This is a genomic window from Flavobacterium sp. TMP13 (assembly GCF_050847115.1).
Taxonomy (GTDB): domain Bacteria; phylum Bacteroidota; class Bacteroidia; order Flavobacteriales; family Flavobacteriaceae; genus Flavobacterium.
This window is the reverse complement of sequence record NZ_CP193656.1, coordinates 2,270,968-2,289,565: the sequence shown is the minus strand read 5'-3', so window position 1 is coordinate 2,289,565 and position 18,598 is coordinate 2,270,968. Positions and strand designations below refer to the sequence as shown.

20 protein-coding genes are annotated in these 18,598 nt (G+C 33.9%); 18 read left to right on the top strand and 2 right to left on the bottom strand.

From position 1 onward, the window contains the following. Positions 1-22: 22 nt before the first annotated feature. From ACRASX_RS09985 to ACRASX_RS09930, 12 genes are all read left to right on the top strand, one after another. On the top strand, positions 23-658 hold the full coding sequence (locus tag ACRASX_RS09985) for a DUF3347 domain-containing protein (RefSeq protein WP_432221101.1): 636 nt from the start codon (positions 23-25) through the stop codon (positions 656-658). Beyond that, a complete protein-coding gene (locus tag ACRASX_RS09980) occupies positions 659-1,108 on the top strand; it encodes a heme-binding domain-containing protein (RefSeq protein ID WP_432221100.1) in 450 nt (149 codons plus the stop codon). 87 nt (positions 1,109-1,195) lie between these two features. Beyond that, complete coding sequence (locus tag ACRASX_RS09975; protein ID WP_432221099.1) at positions 1,196-1,618, top strand: DUF305 domain-containing protein; 423 nt, start codon at positions 1,196-1,198, stop codon at positions 1,616-1,618. Positions 1,619-1,665: 47 nt separating this feature from the next. Continuing rightward, a complete protein-coding gene (locus tag ACRASX_RS09970; RefSeq protein WP_432221098.1) occupies positions 1,666-2,181 on the top strand; it encodes a helix-turn-helix domain-containing protein in 516 nt (171 codons plus the stop codon). A gap of 85 nt (positions 2,182-2,266) precedes the next feature. Next, positions 2,267-2,530, top strand: coding sequence for a heavy-metal-associated domain-containing protein (locus ACRASX_RS09965; protein WP_066305729.1), 264 nt, complete (start codon positions 2,267-2,269; stop codon positions 2,528-2,530). A gap of 224 nt (positions 2,531-2,754) precedes the next feature. After that, entirely contained in the window at positions 2,755-3,186 is a 432-nt protein-coding gene (locus ACRASX_RS09960) for a hypothetical protein (RefSeq protein WP_432221097.1), read from the top strand. 525 nt (positions 3,187-3,711) lie between these two features. Further along, positions 3,712-5,052, top strand: coding sequence for an APC family permease (locus tag ACRASX_RS09955; protein ID WP_432221096.1), 1,341 nt, complete (start codon positions 3,712-3,714; stop codon positions 5,050-5,052). A gap of 16 nt (positions 5,053-5,068) precedes the next feature. Further along, the gene (locus tag ACRASX_RS09950) at positions 5,069-6,082 is read left to right on the top strand and encodes a type II glyceraldehyde-3-phosphate dehydrogenase (RefSeq protein WP_432221095.1); all 1,014 of its coding nucleotides are present in this window, start codon (positions 5,069-5,071) and stop codon (positions 6,080-6,082) included. 11 nt (positions 6,083-6,093) lie between these two features. After that, the gene (locus ACRASX_RS09945; RefSeq protein WP_432221094.1) at positions 6,094-7,155 is read left to right on the top strand and encodes a class I fructose-bisphosphate aldolase; all 1,062 of its coding nucleotides are present in this window, start codon (positions 6,094-6,096) and stop codon (positions 7,153-7,155) included. A gap of 160 nt (positions 7,156-7,315) precedes the next feature. Beyond that, positions 7,316-8,158 (top strand): restriction endonuclease, encoded by an 843-nt coding sequence (locus ACRASX_RS09940; protein ID WP_432221093.1) that lies wholly within the window; start codon positions 7,316-7,318, stop codon positions 8,156-8,158. A 753-nt stretch (positions 8,159-8,911) separates the two neighbouring features. Continuing rightward, on the top strand, positions 8,912-11,008 hold the full coding sequence (locus ACRASX_RS09935) for a copper-translocating P-type ATPase (protein ID WP_432221092.1): 2,097 nt from the start codon (positions 8,912-8,914) through the stop codon (positions 11,006-11,008). Positions 11,009-11,217: 209 nt separating this feature from the next. Next, entirely contained in the window at positions 11,218-11,415 is a 198-nt protein-coding gene (locus tag ACRASX_RS09930) for a heavy-metal-associated domain-containing protein (protein WP_432221091.1), read from the top strand. A gap of 1 nt (position 11,416) precedes the next feature. On the opposite strand, the gene ACRASX_RS09925 is transcribed toward ACRASX_RS09930, so the two are convergent. Continuing rightward, on the bottom strand, positions 11,417-12,295 hold the full coding sequence (locus ACRASX_RS09925; protein ID WP_432221090.1) for an IS3 family transposase: 879 nt from the start codon (positions 12,293-12,295) through the stop codon (positions 11,417-11,419). 1,097 nt (positions 12,296-13,392) lie between these two features. On the opposite strand from ACRASX_RS09925, the gene ACRASX_RS09920 reads away from it, so the two are divergent. From ACRASX_RS09920 to ACRASX_RS09910, 3 genes are all read left to right on the top strand, one after another. Continuing rightward, positions 13,393-13,638: a hypothetical protein gene (locus ACRASX_RS09920; RefSeq protein WP_432221089.1), complete on the top strand. Its 246-nt coding sequence runs from the start codon at positions 13,393-13,395 to the stop codon at positions 13,636-13,638. A gap of 85 nt (positions 13,639-13,723) precedes the next feature. Continuing rightward, positions 13,724-14,404, top strand: a complete 681-nt coding sequence (locus ACRASX_RS09915) for an SRPBCC family protein (RefSeq protein WP_432221088.1) — start codon at positions 13,724-13,726, stop codon at positions 14,402-14,404. Positions 14,405-14,635: 231 nt separating this feature from the next. After that, positions 14,636-15,016: a response regulator gene (locus ACRASX_RS09910; RefSeq protein ID WP_432221087.1), complete on the top strand. Its 381-nt coding sequence runs from the start codon at positions 14,636-14,638 to the stop codon at positions 15,014-15,016. An 84-nt stretch (positions 15,017-15,100) separates the two neighbouring features. Here the strand turns inward: ACRASX_RS09910 and ACRASX_RS09905 are convergent, their stop codons facing one another. Then, on the bottom strand, positions 15,101-15,445 hold the full coding sequence (locus ACRASX_RS09905; RefSeq protein WP_432221086.1) for a phosphoribosylpyrophosphate synthetase: 345 nt from the start codon (positions 15,443-15,445) through the stop codon (positions 15,101-15,103). Positions 15,446-15,706: 261 nt separating this feature from the next. Here ACRASX_RS09905 and ACRASX_RS09900 point away from each other — a divergent pair, with 261 nt between their 5' ends. The 3 genes from ACRASX_RS09900 to ACRASX_RS09890 are packed head-to-tail and all read left to right on the top strand — an operon-like array spanning position 15,707 to position 18,597. Then, positions 15,707-16,834 carry an NAD(P)/FAD-dependent oxidoreductase gene (locus tag ACRASX_RS09900; protein WP_432221085.1) on the top strand — a complete coding sequence of 376 codons (1,128 nt, stop codon included), beginning with the start codon at positions 15,707-15,709 and terminating at the stop codon, positions 16,832-16,834. Continuing rightward, the gene (locus ACRASX_RS09895) at positions 16,835-17,548 is read left to right on the top strand and encodes a methyltransferase domain-containing protein (protein ID WP_432221084.1); all 714 of its coding nucleotides are present in this window, start codon (positions 16,835-16,837) and stop codon (positions 17,546-17,548) included. Then, the gene (locus tag ACRASX_RS09890; protein WP_432221083.1) at positions 17,545-18,597 is read left to right on the top strand and encodes a type III polyketide synthase; all 1,053 of its coding nucleotides are present in this window, start codon (positions 17,545-17,547) and stop codon (positions 18,595-18,597) included. The genes ACRASX_RS09895 and ACRASX_RS09890 overlap by 4 nt, the downstream gene beginning before the upstream one ends. Position 18,598 lies beyond the last annotated feature (1 nt).

Sequence of the window (18,598 nt, the reverse complement as noted above, 5' to 3'; positions counted from 1 at the left end):
GTAATCAATAAATTTTAATATCATGAAAAAAGTAATCGGAATTTTAGCAGTAGCGTTAATCACTACAACAATTTCTTGTAAAGAGAATAAAACACAAGAGAGTGAAACGCATGAGAATGTGGAACACACAATGCAGGATGCAGGAATGCACACGGAATCACACGAAGGACACGACCATTCAGCAGGTACAGCCTCACCTGAAAGAGAAATTACCCAAAACAGTACTAAAAATGGGGAAACAGCAGCGGTTTTAGATGCTTATTTTGAAATCAAAAATGGTTTAGTTGCAGATAGTAAAGCGAACACAGCCAAAGGTGGAAACGCTCTTTTAGCTGCACTGTCGAAATTTGATATGTCAAAACTATCAAAAGAAGCACATAAAGAATACATAGAAATTCAAGAAAGTGCGAAAGAACATGCAGAACATATTGTAAAAAGTGATATCGACCACCAAAGAGAACATTTTGAAGGTTTAAGTACTGACATCACAGATTTAGTAGCACTTCTTGGAACAGACAAAGTGATATATCAAGATTTTTGTCCAATGGCAAATAACAACAAAGGTGCGCTTTGGTTAAGTGAAGTAAAAGAAATTAAAAACCCGTACTATGGTTCAAAAATGCTAACCTGTGGTAGTGTGAAAAAGCAAATTAACTAAATGAAAATTTTTAAAATCATCTTACTGATTTTAGTGGTTGTGTTTGTGGGAATCCAGTTTATTCCCACAAAACGCAACCAAAGTACTAGTGTGCCTACTACTGATTTTATTGTAGTTAACGCTGCTCCTCAAAACATTTCCAATATCCTGCAAACCTCCTGCTACGACTGTCACAGTAACAACACTTATTATCCGTGGTATAATAAAGTCCAACCGGCAGCTTGGTTTTTAGAAAGCCATATTGAGGAAGGCAAAGCAGAACTAAACTTTAGCGAATGGGACACCTATTCTGACCGAAGGAAAAAAAGCAAACTAAAATCAATTGTAAGTCAAATTGAAGATAACGAAATGCCTCTTTCATCTTATACCATACTGCATCAAGATGCAAAGCTCAGTCCGCAACAAAAGACGGAAGTTATAGAATGGATGAATAAAATGATTATAAATTAATATGAATTAACCTTACTTAAAATATAAAACTATGCAAGAAAATAACCAGCACACAAAGAAAACCCGTACGTGAAATTTGCCGTAATAATGGCTGTTTCATTCGTAATCATGTATTCGGTCATGTTTTTAAATCTTGAAGCATTTAGCCATGTATTCAATAGTATTACTCGGTTTTACATGACTACTTTAATGATAGCTGCTATGGCAATAACTATGTTGTTATTTATGTGGAAAATGTATCCAAATCATAAAACGAACTATGGAATAATAGTCTTCGCAGCGATTTCCTTTACTGGAACTTTATATCTGTTGAGAACCCAAACTTTTATTACAGACATTCAATATATGAAAGCAATGATTCCGCATCACTCATCAGCAATTATGACGAGTAGCAATGTAGATTTTAAAGACCCTGAACTCAAAAAATTAGCCAATGACATTATCATTGCACAAGAAAAGGAAATTGAGCAAATGAAACAAATGATAAACCGATTAGAAAACAAAGAATAACAGTGAAAATTTTTATAAAAAACATGGTTTGCAACCGCTGTAAAATTATGGTGAAGCTCGAGTTAGAAAAACTTGGGCTTCATCCTACTTCTATTGAATTAGGTGAAATTACAATTCAAGAAAATTGCATAGAGGACAAGAAAGAAGAATTGATTAAAAATTTAGAATTAATCGGTTTAGAATTTTTAGATGACAAAAGAAGCCAAACTATCGAGAAAATAAAAACGATTATTTTGGAGTTAGTGCACCATTCGGAAGCAGTTTTAAAAGTAAACTTATCGAATCACATTAGTAGCCAACTGAACCAGAATTACCACTATTTAAGTAATCTCTTTACAGAAGCGAATGGTATAACCATTGAGCATTATTTGATAGCGCAAAAGATAGAACGTGCAAAAGAATTATTAATCTACGATGAACTTTCATTAAGCGAAATTGCTGATCAGTTGAACTACAGCAGTGTTGCTCATTTAAGTAAACAATTCAAAAAAGTAACCGGTTTAACAGCAACAGATTTTAAAAAATTGAAAATTAAATTACGCGAACCAATTGAGAATCTGTAAATTATACTAAATAAAGATAATATTAACCAACATTATTACTTAGTTCATTCGGATATTTGAGGTATTAATATTAAACAAAATAAAAATGATACATTCTTATCAAATTACCGGAATGAGCTGCAATGGATGTCGTACAACTGTTGAGAAAGCTTTAAATACAATTGATGGAATTATGGCAACAGTGTCTTTGATCCCACCAACTGCAACAATTACAATGGAAAATCATATTCCAACCGAACTACTTCAAGAAGCTTTAACAAAAGCAGGAAATTACGCAATATCTGTAGCAAGTCCCTCAGATGCAAAACCGCAGACGCAAGAGAAATCCACAAAAAAATCGTGCTGTTAAGGGCACTAATTATCTTTTCAGACAAGATATAATGACAATTGTACTTTTTAGAAATAGTAATTGTATAAAAAACTATGTCCACGAACACTAATTATTACTAGTGTTCGTGTTACGTAATGCATCTAATTAGGAGCAACCGACAACGCTTCTGATAAATTGACGGATTTTTTAATTAAAAATTTTATCGTAAAACAAGCAGTAATCTTTAATAAAACGCAAATAATATGAAAAATTTAGCACTTATTTTAGCTGTATTCGGCCTATTGGGCTTGAACAGTTGCAGTCAAAAGAACGACGTCAAATCAATGATTCAGAACGATGCGACCCGAAGCGAAATCATAAAAATCATTGCAGAAAACCTGGAATATCGGACAGAATTCAGAACGAATATGCAAAGCACCATGATGCTAGAAGAGGGCATGCAAATGATGATGAAAGACAGTACAATGATGCATTCCATGATGAACGGAATGATGAACGACGGAAAGAAGATGGGTACAATGATGAAAATGATGAACGAAAAAGGAATGATGAGCAAAGATTGTATGGAATCCTGCACAAAAATGATGGGAGAAAAAGGAATGAACATGCAGAATATGGATAATATGAAAACTAGTGAGGGAACAACAAAAGCAGACCATGCGGAACATCATTAAGTAATGACAAAATAGAACTTGAAGTTATACATGATTACAAAAGACATTTTGGTGGAAGGCACTAAATATGGTGGATTGTTTGGATGTTGTTTCTAATATGGATTTTTGCAACTCCTTGGGGTATTCCCGGAGAAAGAAAAAAGAAAGATCGTCTACTAGACATTTTGACAAGACGTTTCGCAAATGGTGAAATAACTAAAGAAGATTATGAAGAGTCAAAAAACATTGTAACCGCGGATACTAATATAAAACCATACTAGATATGGTAGTTAAAAATTAATTATCTCGAATTTCCTGGTGTTTTAATTGAATGACTCTTTAATTTTTATGCTTTATGATTTCATTTGTAACAGTAGATCAAAGTAGCAATTATCTTTTACTATAGCGATACAAACCGTTTAGAATCAACCAATATCCTCAGAATAAATGACCGTTAAAAGAAGTTTTCTTTAATATTAAGCTTTTTTTTTAAATGAGCTATTGGTTTTTATAGTGACAGCGAATTACGTTAAAAATTAGTTTACTATGAGAAACCATATCAATACAAATAATAAGCTTTCATTAATAGGTTCAATCTCTCTTGGAACAGGCGCGATGATTGGCGCTGGAATATTCGTACTTATGGGACAAATTGCAGAGCTAGTGGGCGATTTATTTCCTATTGCTTTTATTGCAGGTGCCATTGTCGTATGTTTTAGTTCTTACTCGTACGTTAAGTTCTCAAATGCGTTCCCTTCTTCAGGCGGTGTTGTAAAATTTTTAAATAAATCCTACGGCCCAGGAACTATAACAGGCGTGTTTTCATTATTGATGTATGTCTCAATGGTGGTTTCCCAGAGTTTAGTAGCGGGTACATTTGGGGCTTACACGCTTCGGTTATTCCCAGAGCGTTTTGCCACTTATGCTTCCATTCTAGGCGTGTTTCTTTTAGTCATTGTATTTATAGTGAATATTTTAGGAAATAAAGTCATTGAAACAACAGCTACTTTTACAGCAATCATAAAAGTACTTGGTATCGCATTACTTGCAATTGCCGGTTTACTAATTTCAGGCTTTGCAGATATTACTGGAAATTACATTCCAAAAAATGCTGAAGAATTACCCATTGGAATTGGTTTTGTAGCTTCATTAGCATTAGCAATTCTTGCCTATAAAGGGTTCACAACTATAACAAATCAAGGTGGAGATATTGATAATCCACACAAAAATCTTGGAAGGTCTATAATAGCATCGATACTTATCTGTACTGTTATTTATGTTGCTTTAGCACTTGCTGTCGCAGGGGGATTAAGCATACCTGAAATTATCAAAGCAAAAGATTACGCTTTAGCGGCAGCCGCAGAACCTGTTTTTGGAAAATGGGGTATTTGGATTACCGTAGCTATCGCAATTGTTGCCACCTTCTCAGGTGTGATTGCAAGTGTATTTTCATCCTCTCGCTTATTGGGAATGTTGAGTACTATGAAACAAGTTCCCTCTTTAAAAAAACTTGGGAATTTTAAAAATCCAGCACTCATTTTCACGGTATCTCTCGCAATTCTACTAACCATCTCGTTCGACTTAACCAGAATCGCATCTATTGGAGTTATTTTTTATCTTATTATGGACATTGCAATCCATTGGGGGCTTTTCCGTCACCTTAAAAAAGAGGTAGATTTCCTTCCAATTATTCCGTTAATGGCAATTGTTATGGACGTTGTGGTTCTTTCAGCATTTCTTTATGTCAAATACATAAGCGATCCTTTGGTACTGATTGTTGCAGCAATTGCAATTATCCTAATGATAGTTTCGGAACGTTTCTTTATGAATTCGCACACAGATGAAGATGGAGATATGCAGATGGGAATGGAAACTAATAATAAATAATTTAAAATAAAATCACATGAAAAATATCGCAGTTATAGGATATGGAGTTATAGGCAAACGAGTAGCAGATGCCATTCAAAAGCAAGACGATATGAATCTTTCGGGAGTATGCGACATCATTAGTGATTGGCGTATTCAAAATGCCGTACGAAAAGGATATGACATCTATTATGCCACATCCGAAGCCGAAAAGGAAATGAAAAAAGCAGCTATTCCAGTAAAAGGAAGTATGCAAGACCTTCTGAAAAATGTAGATTTAGTAGTGGATTGTACACCAAAAAACATAGCCGCTCAAAATATAAAAATCTATACAGATTTAGGTCTCAAATTTATTGTTCAAGGTGGCGAAAAACACGAAACAACAGGTCATTCTTTTAGTGCCGAAAACAATTATAAATCAGCACTAAATCTAAATGCTACAAGAGTTGTTTCCTGCAATACTACATCTATCTTACGAACATTAACTGCCTTAAAAAAAGCAGGTTTGTTAGAATATGCCAGAGGTACACTTTTAAGAAGAGCTACTGATCCTTGGGAAAGTCATTTAGGTGGAACAATGAATACGATGGTTCCCGAAAGAGATATTCCAAGCCATCAAGGTCCAGATGCAAAAAGTGTTGATCCTGATTTGGATGTCATTACTTCAGCTATAAAAGTACCAGAAACCTTGAGTCACATGCATTATTGGAATGTAAAATTGAAAAAACAAACCACAAAGGAAGAAGTAATTGCAACTTTTAAGAAATCTACTCGTATTAAACTCATTCAATACGACGAAGGTTTAGTCTCAAACAATACCATCAAGGAAATGTTTCTGGATATGGGCAGACCTTGGGGTGATATGTATGAAGTGGCACTTTGGGAAGATATGTTAAAAGTTGTAGGAGATGAATTATTCTATGCTTATGTGGTCGATAACCAAGCTATTGTAATACCGGAAACTATTGATGCCATTAGAGCACTTACCGGAATTGAAATGGATGCCGATAAATCCATTGCCAAAACAAATCACAGTTTAGGGATTCATTAAATACTTTTAAAATGAAAATAGAAAAAAACATATCGGAAATTTTAGGAGAAAAAGCAGCTTATTATTTGGATTACGTTTGCGAGAAAATCACAAAAGACCAATTGCAAACACCAAGTAAAAATAGTCTTGACAAGGTATTTGTAGATAGTAATAGAAATCCCCAAGTACTTCGAAGCCTTTCTCAATTATATAATCATGGAAATCTTGGCGGCACTGGATACTTAAGCATACTGCCTGTTGACCAAGGAATCGAACATAGTGCCGCATTTTCATTCTATAAAAATCCGGCTTATTTTGACCCCAAAAATATAATAAAACTAGCTATTGAAGGAGGTTGTAATGCAGTAGCTTCTACTTTTGGCGTTTTGGGTTTGAACGCAAGAAAATATGCTCATAAAATCCCCTTCATTGTTAAGATTAACCATAATGAATTGCTTACTTATCCCAATAAATACGACCAAACATTATTTGGCAAAGTAAAATCTGCTTGGAATATGGGAGCTGTTGCCGTAGGTGCTACCATTTATTTCGGTTCTGCCGAAAGTGACCGACAAATCAAAGAAATTGCAGAAGCATTTGAAGAAGCTCACAATTTAGGAATGGCAACTATTTTATGGTGTTATCTTCGAAATGATTCCTTTAAAAAAGACGGTGTTGATTATCATGCTGCGGCAGATTTAACTGCTCAAGCCAATCACTTGGGAGTAACTATTCAAGCAGATATTATCAAACAAAAATTACCCACTAATAATTTTGGATTTAAAAATATTGACTTTGGTAAATATGACGACGAAATGTATGAAACATTGACTACTAACCACCCAATTGATTTGTGCCGTTTACAAGTAGCTAACTGTTATATGGGCAAAATAGGATTAATTAATTCTGGAGGTGGTTCAAATGGTGAATCTGATTTAATGGAAGCCGTTACAACAGCCGTAATCAATAAAAGAGCCGGTGGTTCTGGTTTAATTTTAGGTCGAAAAGCATTTCAAAGGCCTTTTAATGAAGGTGTTGCTTTATTGAATACGATACAAAGTGTTTATTTGGAACAGAAAATAACAGTAGCTTAAACATGAATACAGCACTGCTAACGTTTTTTTTGGATAGATCACAAAATCAGAAAATTGGTATAGAAGTGGTTTTAATAATAGTATTATGAAATGCACTTTTTACATCTAATTAGTACTCGCAATCATTCCCACTATCAGTAAAAGTAAAACATATGTCAAAATGAAAAACAAAATCAATATTGTAAAATACTCTGGAGCAATTGAAGCATTCGATTTAGAGAAGTTGAAAAATTCATTAAGACGCGCCGACGCCAATGAAACCGTTATTCTTGAAATCACGGATGAAATTCAGAGCACTTTAAAAGAAGGCATGACCACCAAGCAAATCTATAAGATGACCTATAAAATGCTAAAAAGTAAATCTAGAGTTAGTGCTTCAAGATATAATCTAAAAAAAGCACTAATGGAATTAGGACCTTCTGGTTTTCCTTTCGAAAAATTAATAGGAAAATTATTGTCCCACGAAGGATTTAAAGCAGAAGTTGGTATCATTGTTAAAGGCAATTGTGTTCAGCATGAAATAGATGTCATAGCACAAAAGGATAATAATCATTATATGATAGAATGTAAATACCATCAAGATCAGCAAAATGTTTGCAATGTGAAAATTCCTCTTTATATCCAATCTAGATTTATTGATGTTGAAATGGAATGGAAAAAACAACCCGGACATAATCTAAAATTACATAAAGGTTGGGTTTACACAAACACTAGATTTACCAGTGATGCAATTCAATATGGAACTTGTGTAGGTTTAGGTCTGGCAGGTTGGGATTACCCAAAAGGAAATGGACTCAAGGAGCGAATAGACAAATCAGGGCTACATCCATTAACCGCCTTAACAACTCTTACAAAACCCGAAAAGGCGAAGTTATTAGACAAAGGTATTGTGCTTTGTAAGGAAATTTATGAAAATCCAAATATTCTAGACCAAATTGGCATACCAAAAGAGAGGCATAAAAAAATAATAGATGATTCAGCAGAATTATGTAGTAACCCTTAAATGTAGTGTCAACTGAAAAATAACTAATTTTTTAACATTTATGGAAAAATGTTATTGCAAATGTTTAATAAAAAGTAATAATTAAAACCTTGCGATGATATGGTTTACCTGAAATAAATAGTATTGAAAAAATATTATTATAAAGAATATTTAAGATGATGATGAATAAGAATTCAAGTACTATTAACAATAATTGGTATGTTATTGCAGGAGGTCCAAGTACTGGAAAAAGCACGGTAATTAATTTACTCCACAAATTAGCATACAATAGATCATGCCAGACATTACATAGATTCTTGGCATAAAAAAGGACATACAATTGCAGACATTTGAAACAATAAAAGAAAATTTCAATTAGAAATTTTAGATAGGCAAGTTGAAGGAGAAGCTTCAATTAAAACAAAAGACATTGTTTTTATGGATAGAGCTATTCCATGTAATTTACTATTATCAATTTTTAAAACTAGATTGTGATGAAAAATTAACAAACGCAATAAAAGAAACCTCTTACAAAAAATTTTTTGTTATAGATAAACTATCTTTTACAAAACACTATGGAACAACAGAAAATAAAGATTCACCATTTGATAATCGATGTTTATAACGATTTAGGTTTTCCAATTGTTGTTGTTCCTTTAAAAAGAGTAAAATATAATTTATAAAAAGATAAAACACACCAAAAAAATCACGATAAGCTGTCAAACTTAATTATGAATAATGTGATATAAAAATAACAATACCTAAAATTAAACTATGCAAAATCATAAAGAACACGAGAATAAAGAAACAGACCATCCTAAAATTGATCTTTCAAAAATGAAAATGACCAAAGAGGAACATGCTACCATGGACCACTCAAAAATGGACCATAGAAGTGTACCCATGGGAATGGAAGGACATGACCATCATAAAATGATGATTGAGGATTTTAAAAAACGATTTTGGATTACAGCAATACTCGCTATTCCTATTCTGTTTTTTTCTCCGATGATTCAAGGATTTCTAGGCTATACCATACTTCTACCAGGAAATCCCTACATACTATTTGCGCTTTCGTCAATCGTATATTTTTATGGCGGTTGGCCTTTCCTAAAAGGTTTTGTTTCTGAAATTAAGGATGGAGCTCCTGGAATGATGACTTTAATCGCCATGGCAATTAGTGTCGCCTATTTTTATAGTTCTGCAACTGTTTTTGGATTGCCCGGTGTCGATTTTTTCTGGGAACTAGCGACACTGATTGCGATAATGCTTGTGGGGCATTGGATAGAGATGAAAAGTGTATTAGGCGCTTCGAAAGCATTACAGCTTCTAGTTAGTATGATGCCTGCCGAAGCACACAGAGTAAAAGATGGAACTATTGAAGATATTTCTCTCGAAGATTTGCTAAAAGATGATGTGATTTTAGTAAAGCCGGGAGAGAAAGTTCCCGCGGACGGAATTATCGTAGAAGGCTCAAGCTACTTAAATGAATCTATGCTTACGGGTGAATCCAAACCTGTAAAAAAAGAAGAGAACGATAAAGTTATTGGCGGTTCAGTAAACGGGAACGGCAGTATAAAAGTAAAGGTGGAGCATACAGGAAAAGACAGCTACCTCAACAAAGTTATTACAATGGTGGAGGACGCGCAAAAGACCAAGTCCAAAATGCAGAATCTTTCAGATAAAGCAGCAAAGTGGCTGACGTATATTGCATTGGCAATCGGTTTCGGAACGTTAGCAGTTTGGCTACTTTTAGGCTTTCCTTTCGTCTATGCATTAGAACGAATGGTGACGGTAATGGTTATTGCATGTCCTCATGCACTTGGTCTTGCCATTCCACTTGTAGTAGCAATTTCTACCGCTGTCTCTGCCCAAAATGGATTATTAATCCGCAACAGAACAGCATTTGAAGAGTCACGAAAAATATCCGTTCTATTATTTGATAAAACAGGTACATTAACCAAAGGGGATTTCGGAGTTATCCGAATTGAATCTATCGATGCTGTTTATTCATCCGAAGAAATTTTAAGACTTTCAAGTGCCCTAGAACAAAGCTCAGAACATCCAATTGCTGTAGGAATAATTAAAAAGGTCAAAGAAGATAAAATACAAATTCCAGACCTGCAAAACTTTAAAGCAATTACAGGTAAAGGCGTTGAAGCTACCGTAGAAAGTAAGCAAATTAAAGTGGTAAGTCCTGGTTATTTAAGGGACGAAAAAATAGCGATTCCCGACGATGCTTTTAGTGACGCAGCAGAAACGGTGGTTTTCCTCCTAGTGGATGGAAAACTAGCAGGATATATTGCACTTGCGGATGAAATAAGACCTGAATCGGCCGAAGCAATCAAGATATTCAAGGAAAACAACATCAAAGTACTAATGGCAACTGGAGATAATGAAATAACGGCAAAAGCGGTTAGCGATAAACTGGGTCTTGATGGTTATTTTTCAGAAGTATTACCGCATCAAAAGGTAGAAATTGTAAAAAAACTACAAGACGAAGGAGAATTTGTTGCAATGACAGGTGACGGTGTTAATGATGCACCCGCATTAGCACAAGCAAATGTAGGTATTGCCGTAGGTTCTGGAACAGATGTAGCTGCTGAAACCGCTGATATTATTTTAGTAAATAGTAATCCCCAAGATATTGCCAATTTAATTTTGTTCGGTAAAGCGACTTATAAAAAAATGATACAAAATCTTATATGGGCAACGGGCTATAATGTTGTTGCAATTCCATTAGCAGCGGGTGTTTTATATTCTTCTGGATTTGTATTAGGTCCTGCAATTGGTGCCGTATTTATGAGTTTGAGTACTATTATCGTTGCCATAAATGCACAATTACTTAAGAAGCAAATTAATAAAAGGTAAATTAGATACCTGAATGTAGTTCGATTAGTAGAAAGTAAATCAACGATTGACGTATCGCCGAACAACACATTTTTTCACGTCTTTTGATTTAAAAAAATTTAATTGAAATATAGGGAAACGGATACATTACTTTACAAAAATGCACAAATCATCATCATAATTATGCAAACTATTTAAGTACAAGTTGTCGAAATTTGTATCACAAAAATATGAAACACACATACCATCTTGATGGAATGACCTGTTCAGGTTGTGAAGCAAAAGTTAAGGAAGATTTATCCAAAGTTGAAAATATAACAGAAGTACAAATTTCTAAAGACGATAAACAAGCAATATTAACAATGTCTAAACACGTAGAACTTTCTGTTTTACAAAAAGTGGATATGCAAATAAAACTTGCAGTATAAGTTAAGCTACATTTTTGTAATTAATTTGATTGTTAAATTCTTCAATAGTTGCATAATTCAAAGCAGAGTGTCTCCTTTTTCTATTGTACCAAATTTCAATGTATTCAAAGATCTCCAGTTTCATTTGTTCTTTAGAAATCAGTTTGTTCCCATAAATCAATTCCGTTTTCAAAGATTTGAAGAAGCTTTCCGCCACAGCATTATCCCAGCAATTTCCTTTACGACTCATACTGCGGGTTATTTTTTTATAGGAATCAAGAACATTTACAAACTTTTTACTGGCATATTGGACACCTCTGTCAGAATGAAAAATCAAACCTTCATCGACATCTCGGTTTTTAACCGCCATTTTCCAAGCTCCAAGCGTAGTTTCTTCTGTATTCATTGCGTCACTTAAACTCCAACCAATAATTTTTCTGTCGTATAAATTCATAATAGTGGTCAGGTATACAAACCCCTCTTTAGTTTGGATATAAGTAATATCCGAAACCCAAACTTTTGAAGGCATTTTTACAATAAACTCTCTATTTAATACATTTTCGACAACTAAATGATTATGATTTGAGTTGGTTGTAACTTTGAACCTTTTGCTTAATTTACTTCGCAAGCCAAGTTCTTTCATATATTTTGCAACTGTAATTCGTGAAACTTTATAACCTAAATGCTGTAATTCCAATTTTATTCTAGAACTTCCATATCTTTGTTTCGCTGCAAAATAAATCAATGTTATCCGTTCTTTTATAATAATTTTTAGCTGTCGTCTTGCGGTAATTGATTGTTTTTTCCATCGGTAATAACTTCCACTACTCACTTGTAGAACTTTGCACATTTTTTCAATCGGGAATACTTGTTCATTGTTTTTAATGAAACTATAAATCATCGACCGCTCATGGAAAAAATGCTGATTGCTTGTTTTTTCCACCGGTAATAATGTCGCAGCTCACTTGTAAGACTTTGCACATTTATTCAATGATAAATACTTGTTCATTGTTTTTAATAAAACTATAAATCATCGACCGCTCTTGGAAAAAATGCTGATTGTTTTTTTAATATATCACGTTCTAACTCGGAATCCTTGAGTCTTTTCTCCATTTCGTGGATTTTTTCTTGCTCGGGATTGAGTTTTAAATTTCCTTTCCCTAGAAAACTTCCTTCTCCAAATTCCTCGAACTTTTGCGGTCTGTATGTAATTGGGGACTTGTTATTTCCACCTCTCTTGCCAGTTCTGATACATTTGTTCTATCATCACTTAATTAAAAACTTTCTCTTAAATTTTACGGATTACATTTAAGGTTATTTCTTGACCTTTTATGATTTTTTAATTAGTACGTACAAATTTTTCATTGACTAATTCACATTCCGAAAAACAGATGAATCCCCAACAAGACATCCAAACCAAATTCATAAAGCCAATGAAAGATAGTAACTACATAAAATAAGCCAATAGCTTTAAATCCTCCATAAAAAGGTGCGTAATTTGTCCTTTTGGGGTCACAAAAGCAAAAGCTCAATTCTTTCGAATTGGGCTTTTTTTATGCTTCATTTTTAATGTTATAAAAATTCAATATGTTGATGTTTAACAGTTTGAATATATCTGTAAATTCAAAAGTTATAGAAGAAGCTGAACCGATCAAAACTACATTTCCATTTTTTTTAATGTTCTACTCTAGCCCAATCTGATATAAGGCCTTTCTATTCGCAAGATCATTTGCTTTAGACGTTGTTGAAATAAAGAGTAGCGCTGTAAAAAGAAATTTATTTTTAAGATTTATCTGAATTCGAACGATTTCATATAAAAAATTATAAAAGTAATTTTTAAAACGTGCAGCAGTTTGAATTTTATTTCTATTTCTAAGCCGCACAAATTTTCCTCTCTTTTTATTACAACACAATTATGTAATTAACCTCCAGGATCGTATAATAAATTGCGGTGTTCTTTAGCTAATTTTATAGTAGACAATTATAATTTTATATGCCATGGAAACCTCAAAATATGACGATAGCATCACAGATAAAGGAAATGAAATAGACCACACTAATAATGCTAGTTCTTCCAATTCTAATAGTTCAATTTTGGAGATTGAGCATCATTTTACAAAAGAGGACAATCAATCAAAAGAGACCTCTTCTTACGCAAGTCAAGATCTTAAAGAAGAGTTCGATTTTAAATACCTTCAAGAAATTCAACACAACAACAACCAAGATTCTCTTAATAACCACTAGGCAAAAATTCAATATAAATTTTAATAACGCTGAGTTATTAGAAAACAATACAGATTTACAATTATTTTAATTTAATAAACGAATTATGGAAGCAACTACACACAAATCGGGATTTTCACTACAAAGTATACTGCCAAAAAAAAATATTTCCACGACAGAACGAATTTTAATGGTGGCTGGGGGAGCTTACTTTTTGTATAAAATTTTGTCAAAAAAAGATAAAAGCACTGCAAAAACCACATTGGCTGGATCGATGCTAGTAAGAGGACTAACTGGATATTGCCCAGTTTACCAAGCAGTCGATGCTTATAAAAACACGTCTACTTCTAATGTCAATATTAGAGTGACAGGAATAGTGAATCGTCCTATTTTACAAGTCTACGCTTTTTGGCGCAATTTAGAAAATTTACCAAAATTCATGAATCATTTAGAGTCTGTAACTGCAATTGATACTAAAAGATCTGAATGGACAGCCAAAGGACCTTTTGGAGTAGGAACAGTAACTTGGAAAGCGGAGATCGTAAAAGATGAAAAAGATAAATTTTTAAGCTGGAAATCTCTTCCAGGTTCTACCATTGAGAATTTTGGAAAGGTTGGCTTTAAACCAATCGGACAAGCAACTGAAATTGATGTTACTATATCGTATAAAGCACCGCTAGGAATAGCTGGCGAACAGGGGGCCAAACTTTTAAATCCGATTTTTGAAAAAATGGTACAAGATGACATTGAGAATTTAAAATCGTATATGGAGTCTGGTCAACATTAAGGATACTAAAACACGGTTACATCAAAGTCTTCATAAATTTAACCTTATGAAGACTTTTTTTATTTAGAATAATTGTAATCGCAATGTCAAAACAACAATAAGTGGTAAATATGTAATGTTTAATGGTAATTTTATAAAATGAAATAAATTTATTACATTTGTGCTACAAAATTTCGTACTTGTCAATTTAACTTATTAGTCGCGAAATACATAAAATTAAAAATATGCAGCATGAAGTACGCTAATATCTTACAAATAGATGACGATTATGACGATTGCGAGTTTTTTAAAGAAGCGCTAGAATCCATTTCACCAGCGAAATATACTGCACAGCACAATCCACTAGAGGCATTACGTAAATTGCTTTCAAATGAATTGCAACCCGACTTAATATTTTTGGACATCAATATGCCCACTATGGACGGACCTACTCTTTTAGAAGAAATTAAAAAACATGAAAATGTCCAAAAAATTCCTGTGATTTTATTTTCTACTTCTCCTTTGGCTGCGCATCATCAAACTAAAAAAATTGATGTAAAAGAATATTTAACTAAACCCGGTGATTTTAATGATTTAATTAAAATGCTAAAACGCGTACTAGAGATTTATTAGATCAAGTCAATAATTAAACTCGAGCTGCTAGAAGAATTATTAATATTTTCTTCAGTATGATTAAGTCTTCTCGCTAGAGCTATTTTAGTCAATTAATGGTTTGGTAGTTGTATTCGTTTCTAATCGCTCTATGATTTTAGACGTTGCTGCATCAGAAGAAATACCATAGCCATTTACTAAAGTTCCTTTAAGTTCAAAATGTGGCGAAGAAATAGCATATAAAATAGATTGGTCGTCTGGATTAGAAGCACCTTCAAAACGATATACTTTATCAATTTGAAAATCCTCGGGAGCTAGCGTTACATTATTTTGACGGCATACCAAACATTCTTCTTGAATATTAAAATCATGAATATAACCCGCACGGATTAACCCATTAATAGTTTCAGATAAAGTTCCAAAACTTTCTTTTAAATTATCTTGTTTCATTTCTTAAAGATAAGGCTTTAAATTGGATAAGAGGTTTCATTTTGAATTCTCAATTAGATATACTAATTTCTAATTTCCGAAGTATACTTCGTTATTTTGCTTCTACCCTTTTTAATTTCATAATTTAGTAATTAATCAAGCAGCTATTTTCTGAACTTTCAAAAACCTAAAACAAATAGTCTTTTTTACAATGACATTAGGGTCAAAATCAATTTTTATATCGCGTAACGTATCTCAGATTTTATACCTAAATTGCAGTATATGGAAACAAATCCTGATGTGGTACTAATTGGTGGTGGCTTGGCTGGACTAACAGCGGCAATACATTTATCCAAAAAAGGATTGAAAGTAACCCTGATCGAAAAATCAGATTATCCCCGTCATAAAGTCTGTGGCGAGTATATTTCGAATGAAATCTTACCTTATTTACAATGGCTTGATATTGACATCGCAAAATTGCAACCAACTAATATAAAAAACTTTAGATTTACGTCTAGAAGCGGTCAAGCGGCCAAAGCTCAACTACCCTTGGGCGGTTTTGGTATCAGTCGCTTTACACTGGATCATTTTTTATATCAAAAGGCGCTTGCTAACGGTTGCAGAGTGATTAAAGAAACAGTTAGCAATGTTACTTTTGGCGCCGATAGGTTTAGCGTTACAGTTTCGAGCCAAATTATAGAAACAAAATTAGTTTTAGGCGCTTACGGCAAGCGCTCGAACATCGATCAGGTTTTATCTCGTGATTTTATCGCAAAAAAATCGCCTTGGCTGGCCGTTAAAGCGCACTTTTCGGGTGACTTCCCTGATGATTTGGTAGCGCTTCATAACTTTGATGGTGGCTACTGCGGTATTTCGAAAGTCGAAAATAATGCGATAAACATCTGTTATCTGGCCGATTATGCCTCTTTCAAAAAATATAAAAACATTGATGATTTTCAACAGAATGTACTTTTCAAAAACAAAGAATTAAAATCAGTTTTTGAAAACGCAACACTACTCTTTGATAAGCCACTTACCATAAGTCAGATTTGTTTTGAAAAAAAATCACCTGTAGAAAACCACATTTTAATGATTGGCGATACTGCAGGTCTCATTCATCCTTTATGCGGCAATGGTATGGCTATGGCAATACATAGTTCTAAGATCGCGTCCGAATTGGTTTTAGACTTTTATAATAGCACAATTAATTCACGCGAAGAATTGGAAAACAGCTATACCAAATTATGGAAAAAACAGTTTGGGAAACGCTTGTTTATGGGCCGAATTTTAGCAAAGATCTTGCGCAATAAAGCGATAACTGCTATTATAATTAGTACAGTGGCTACTATTCCAAAACTACTTCCATTGTTAATTAAACAAACGCACGGCAAACCAATAGCAATTGATTAAATGAATATAAACACTAAATACAGAACACAAGAAACCGAAATTATGGATGACTTTTCGCTGCAAGGCGAAGAGTTGCGTGATGCTTTAGATAAAATTGCAGGCATCAACCAATTATTAGGCGGTAACAAACTCACCGTCAATGGCGTTCGACACCTTTTAAAAAAAGCCGATACTACAAAGACGATAACTATCGCAGATGTAGGTTGCGGCAATGGGGATATGTTACGTGTGCTCGCGAATTACGCTAAAAAAAACAATCTTACTTTTAAACTCATTGGTATCGACGCCAATGCCTTTACCATAAATTATGCTAAAAAATTATCTACTGAGTATTCCAATATTGAATACAGTTGTGTTGATATATTTGGCGAGAATTTTAGCACTGTAAAATACGACATTGTTTTGTGTACGCTTACGCTGCACCATTTTACAAACGATCAAATATTAAATATAATTACTACCTTTAATAAGAATGCTACGATCGGAATTGTGATAAATGATTTGCATCGAAGTAAAGCAGCGTATCGACTTTTCGGAGTGATCTGTACTCTTTTTAGCCTTAACAAAATGTCTCGCGAAGACGGATTAGTATCGATATTACGAGGGTTTAAAAAACAAGAACTCGTAGATTTTTCTAAAAAATTAAATTTAAAAAACGATACCATAAATTGGAAATGGGCTTTTCGATACCAATGGATAATTAGTAAAATATGAGTGTAAAAATAGTTACAGTTGCAAAGCAACTACCCCAATATTCGCGCACAACGGCCGATATACTTCCATTGCTTAACGTATGGCTGCAGGACCAAGACGAACGATTTATAAAAAAAGTAAAGAAAATTTTTGAAGGAGCTGCGGTAGACAAACGCTATTCTATAATGGATCCAGCTGAAGTTTTTACAGCCACTTCTTTTGAAGATAAAAATGACATTTACAGTCGTGAGGTTATTATTTTGGGCGAACAGGTGTTAGAAAAAGCGCTTGCTAAATCAGGATGGGAACCACAATCTATTGATTATATCATTACCGTAAGTTGCACGGGCATAATGATTCCCTCGTTAGATGCTTACCTAATCAATAAAATGAAATTGCGACAAGACATTGTGCGTCTTCCGGTAACTGAAATGGGTTGTGCGGCAGGAATATCCGGAATTATATATGCTAAAAACTTTTTGAAAGCCAATCCCGGTAAACGTGCAGCAGTAATTGCAGTAGAATCCCCCACGGCAACTTTTCAACTCAATGATTTTTCGATGCCGAATATTGTTAGCGCGGCCATTTTTGGTGACGGCGCTGCTTGTTGCTTACTGTCTTCACACAATGAGGATCAAGGGCCAGAAATAGTTGACGAACAAATGTATCATTTTTATGATGCCGAACATATGATGGGATTTAAGCTTACCAATACTGGTTTGCAAATGATTTTAGACATCGAAGTTCCCGACACAATTGCTTCCAATTTTGGAGATATTATTCATCCATTTCTTCAAAAAAATAATCTAGAAATCGCAGATATTGATCATATGATATTTCACCCTGGAGGAAAAAAAATTGTCACTACTGTAGAAGCACTTTTTTCGGGTTTAGGGAAAAACATAGACGATACCAAAGAAGTACTGAAGCAATACGGTAATATGTCGAGCGCTACCGTCTTATACGTTTTAGAACAAATTATAGATAAAAAACCGAAGCCAGGAGAAAAAGGACTAATGCTTAGTTTTGGACCGGGATTTTCGGCGCAACGTGTGTTACTACAATGGTAGT

Bases quoted from the DNA above. Each gene is read 5' to 3' on its own strand.
- ACRASX_RS09940 (WP_432221093.1), top strand. From the start codon at position 7,316: ATGAAAAACAAAATCAATATTGTAAAATACTCTGGAGCAATTGAAGCA.
- ACRASX_RS09965 (WP_066305729.1), top strand. From the start codon at position 2,267: ATGATACATTCTTATCAAATTACCGGAATGAGCTGCAATGGATGTCGT.
- ACRASX_RS09935 (WP_432221092.1), top strand. From the start codon at position 8,912: ATGCAAAATCATAAAGAACACGAGAATAAAGAAACAGACCATCCTAAA.
- ACRASX_RS09980 (WP_432221100.1), top strand. From the start codon at position 659: ATGAAAATTTTTAAAATCATCTTACTGATTTTAGTGGTTGTGTTTGTG.
- ACRASX_RS09970 (WP_432221098.1), top strand. From the start codon at position 1,666: ATGGTGAAGCTCGAGTTAGAAAAACTTGGGCTTCATCCTACTTCTATT.
- ACRASX_RS09960 (WP_432221097.1), top strand. From the start codon at position 2,755: ATGAAAAATTTAGCACTTATTTTAGCTGTATTCGGCCTATTGGGCTTG.
- ACRASX_RS09900 (WP_432221085.1), top strand. From the start codon at position 15,707: ATGGAAACAAATCCTGATGTGGTACTAATTGGTGGTGGCTTGGCTGGA.
- ACRASX_RS09930 (WP_432221091.1), top strand. From the start codon at position 11,218: ATGAAACACACATACCATCTTGATGGAATGACCTGTTCAGGTTGTGAA.
- ACRASX_RS09920 (WP_432221089.1), top strand. From the start codon at position 13,393: ATGGAAACCTCAAAATATGACGATAGCATCACAGATAAAGGAAATGAA.
- ACRASX_RS09955 (WP_432221096.1), top strand. From the start codon at position 3,712: ATGAGAAACCATATCAATACAAATAATAAGCTTTCATTAATAGGTTCA.
- ACRASX_RS09985 (WP_432221101.1), top strand. From the start codon at position 23: ATGAAAAAAGTAATCGGAATTTTAGCAGTAGCGTTAATCACTACAACA.
- ACRASX_RS09975 (WP_432221099.1), top strand. From the start codon at position 1,196: ATGGCTGTTTCATTCGTAATCATGTATTCGGTCATGTTTTTAAATCTT.
- ACRASX_RS09915 (WP_432221088.1), top strand. From the start codon at position 13,724: ATGGAAGCAACTACACACAAATCGGGATTTTCACTACAAAGTATACTG.
- ACRASX_RS09925 (WP_432221090.1), bottom strand. From the start codon at position 12,295: ATGATTTATAGTTTCATTAAAAACAATGAACAAGTATTCCCGATTGAA.
- ACRASX_RS09895 (WP_432221084.1), top strand. From the start codon at position 16,835: ATGAATATAAACACTAAATACAGAACACAAGAAACCGAAATTATGGAT.
- ACRASX_RS09905 (WP_432221086.1), bottom strand. From the start codon at position 15,445: ATGAAACAAGATAATTTAAAAGAAAGTTTTGGAACTTTATCTGAAACT.
- ACRASX_RS09950 (WP_432221095.1), top strand. From the start codon at position 5,069: ATGAAAAATATCGCAGTTATAGGATATGGAGTTATAGGCAAACGAGTA.
- ACRASX_RS09910 (WP_432221087.1), top strand. From the start codon at position 14,636: ATGAAGTACGCTAATATCTTACAAATAGATGACGATTATGACGATTGC.
- ACRASX_RS09890 (WP_432221083.1), top strand. From the start codon at position 17,545: ATGAGTGTAAAAATAGTTACAGTTGCAAAGCAACTACCCCAATATTCG.
- ACRASX_RS09945 (WP_432221094.1), top strand. From the start codon at position 6,094: ATGAAAATAGAAAAAAACATATCGGAAATTTTAGGAGAAAAAGCAGCT.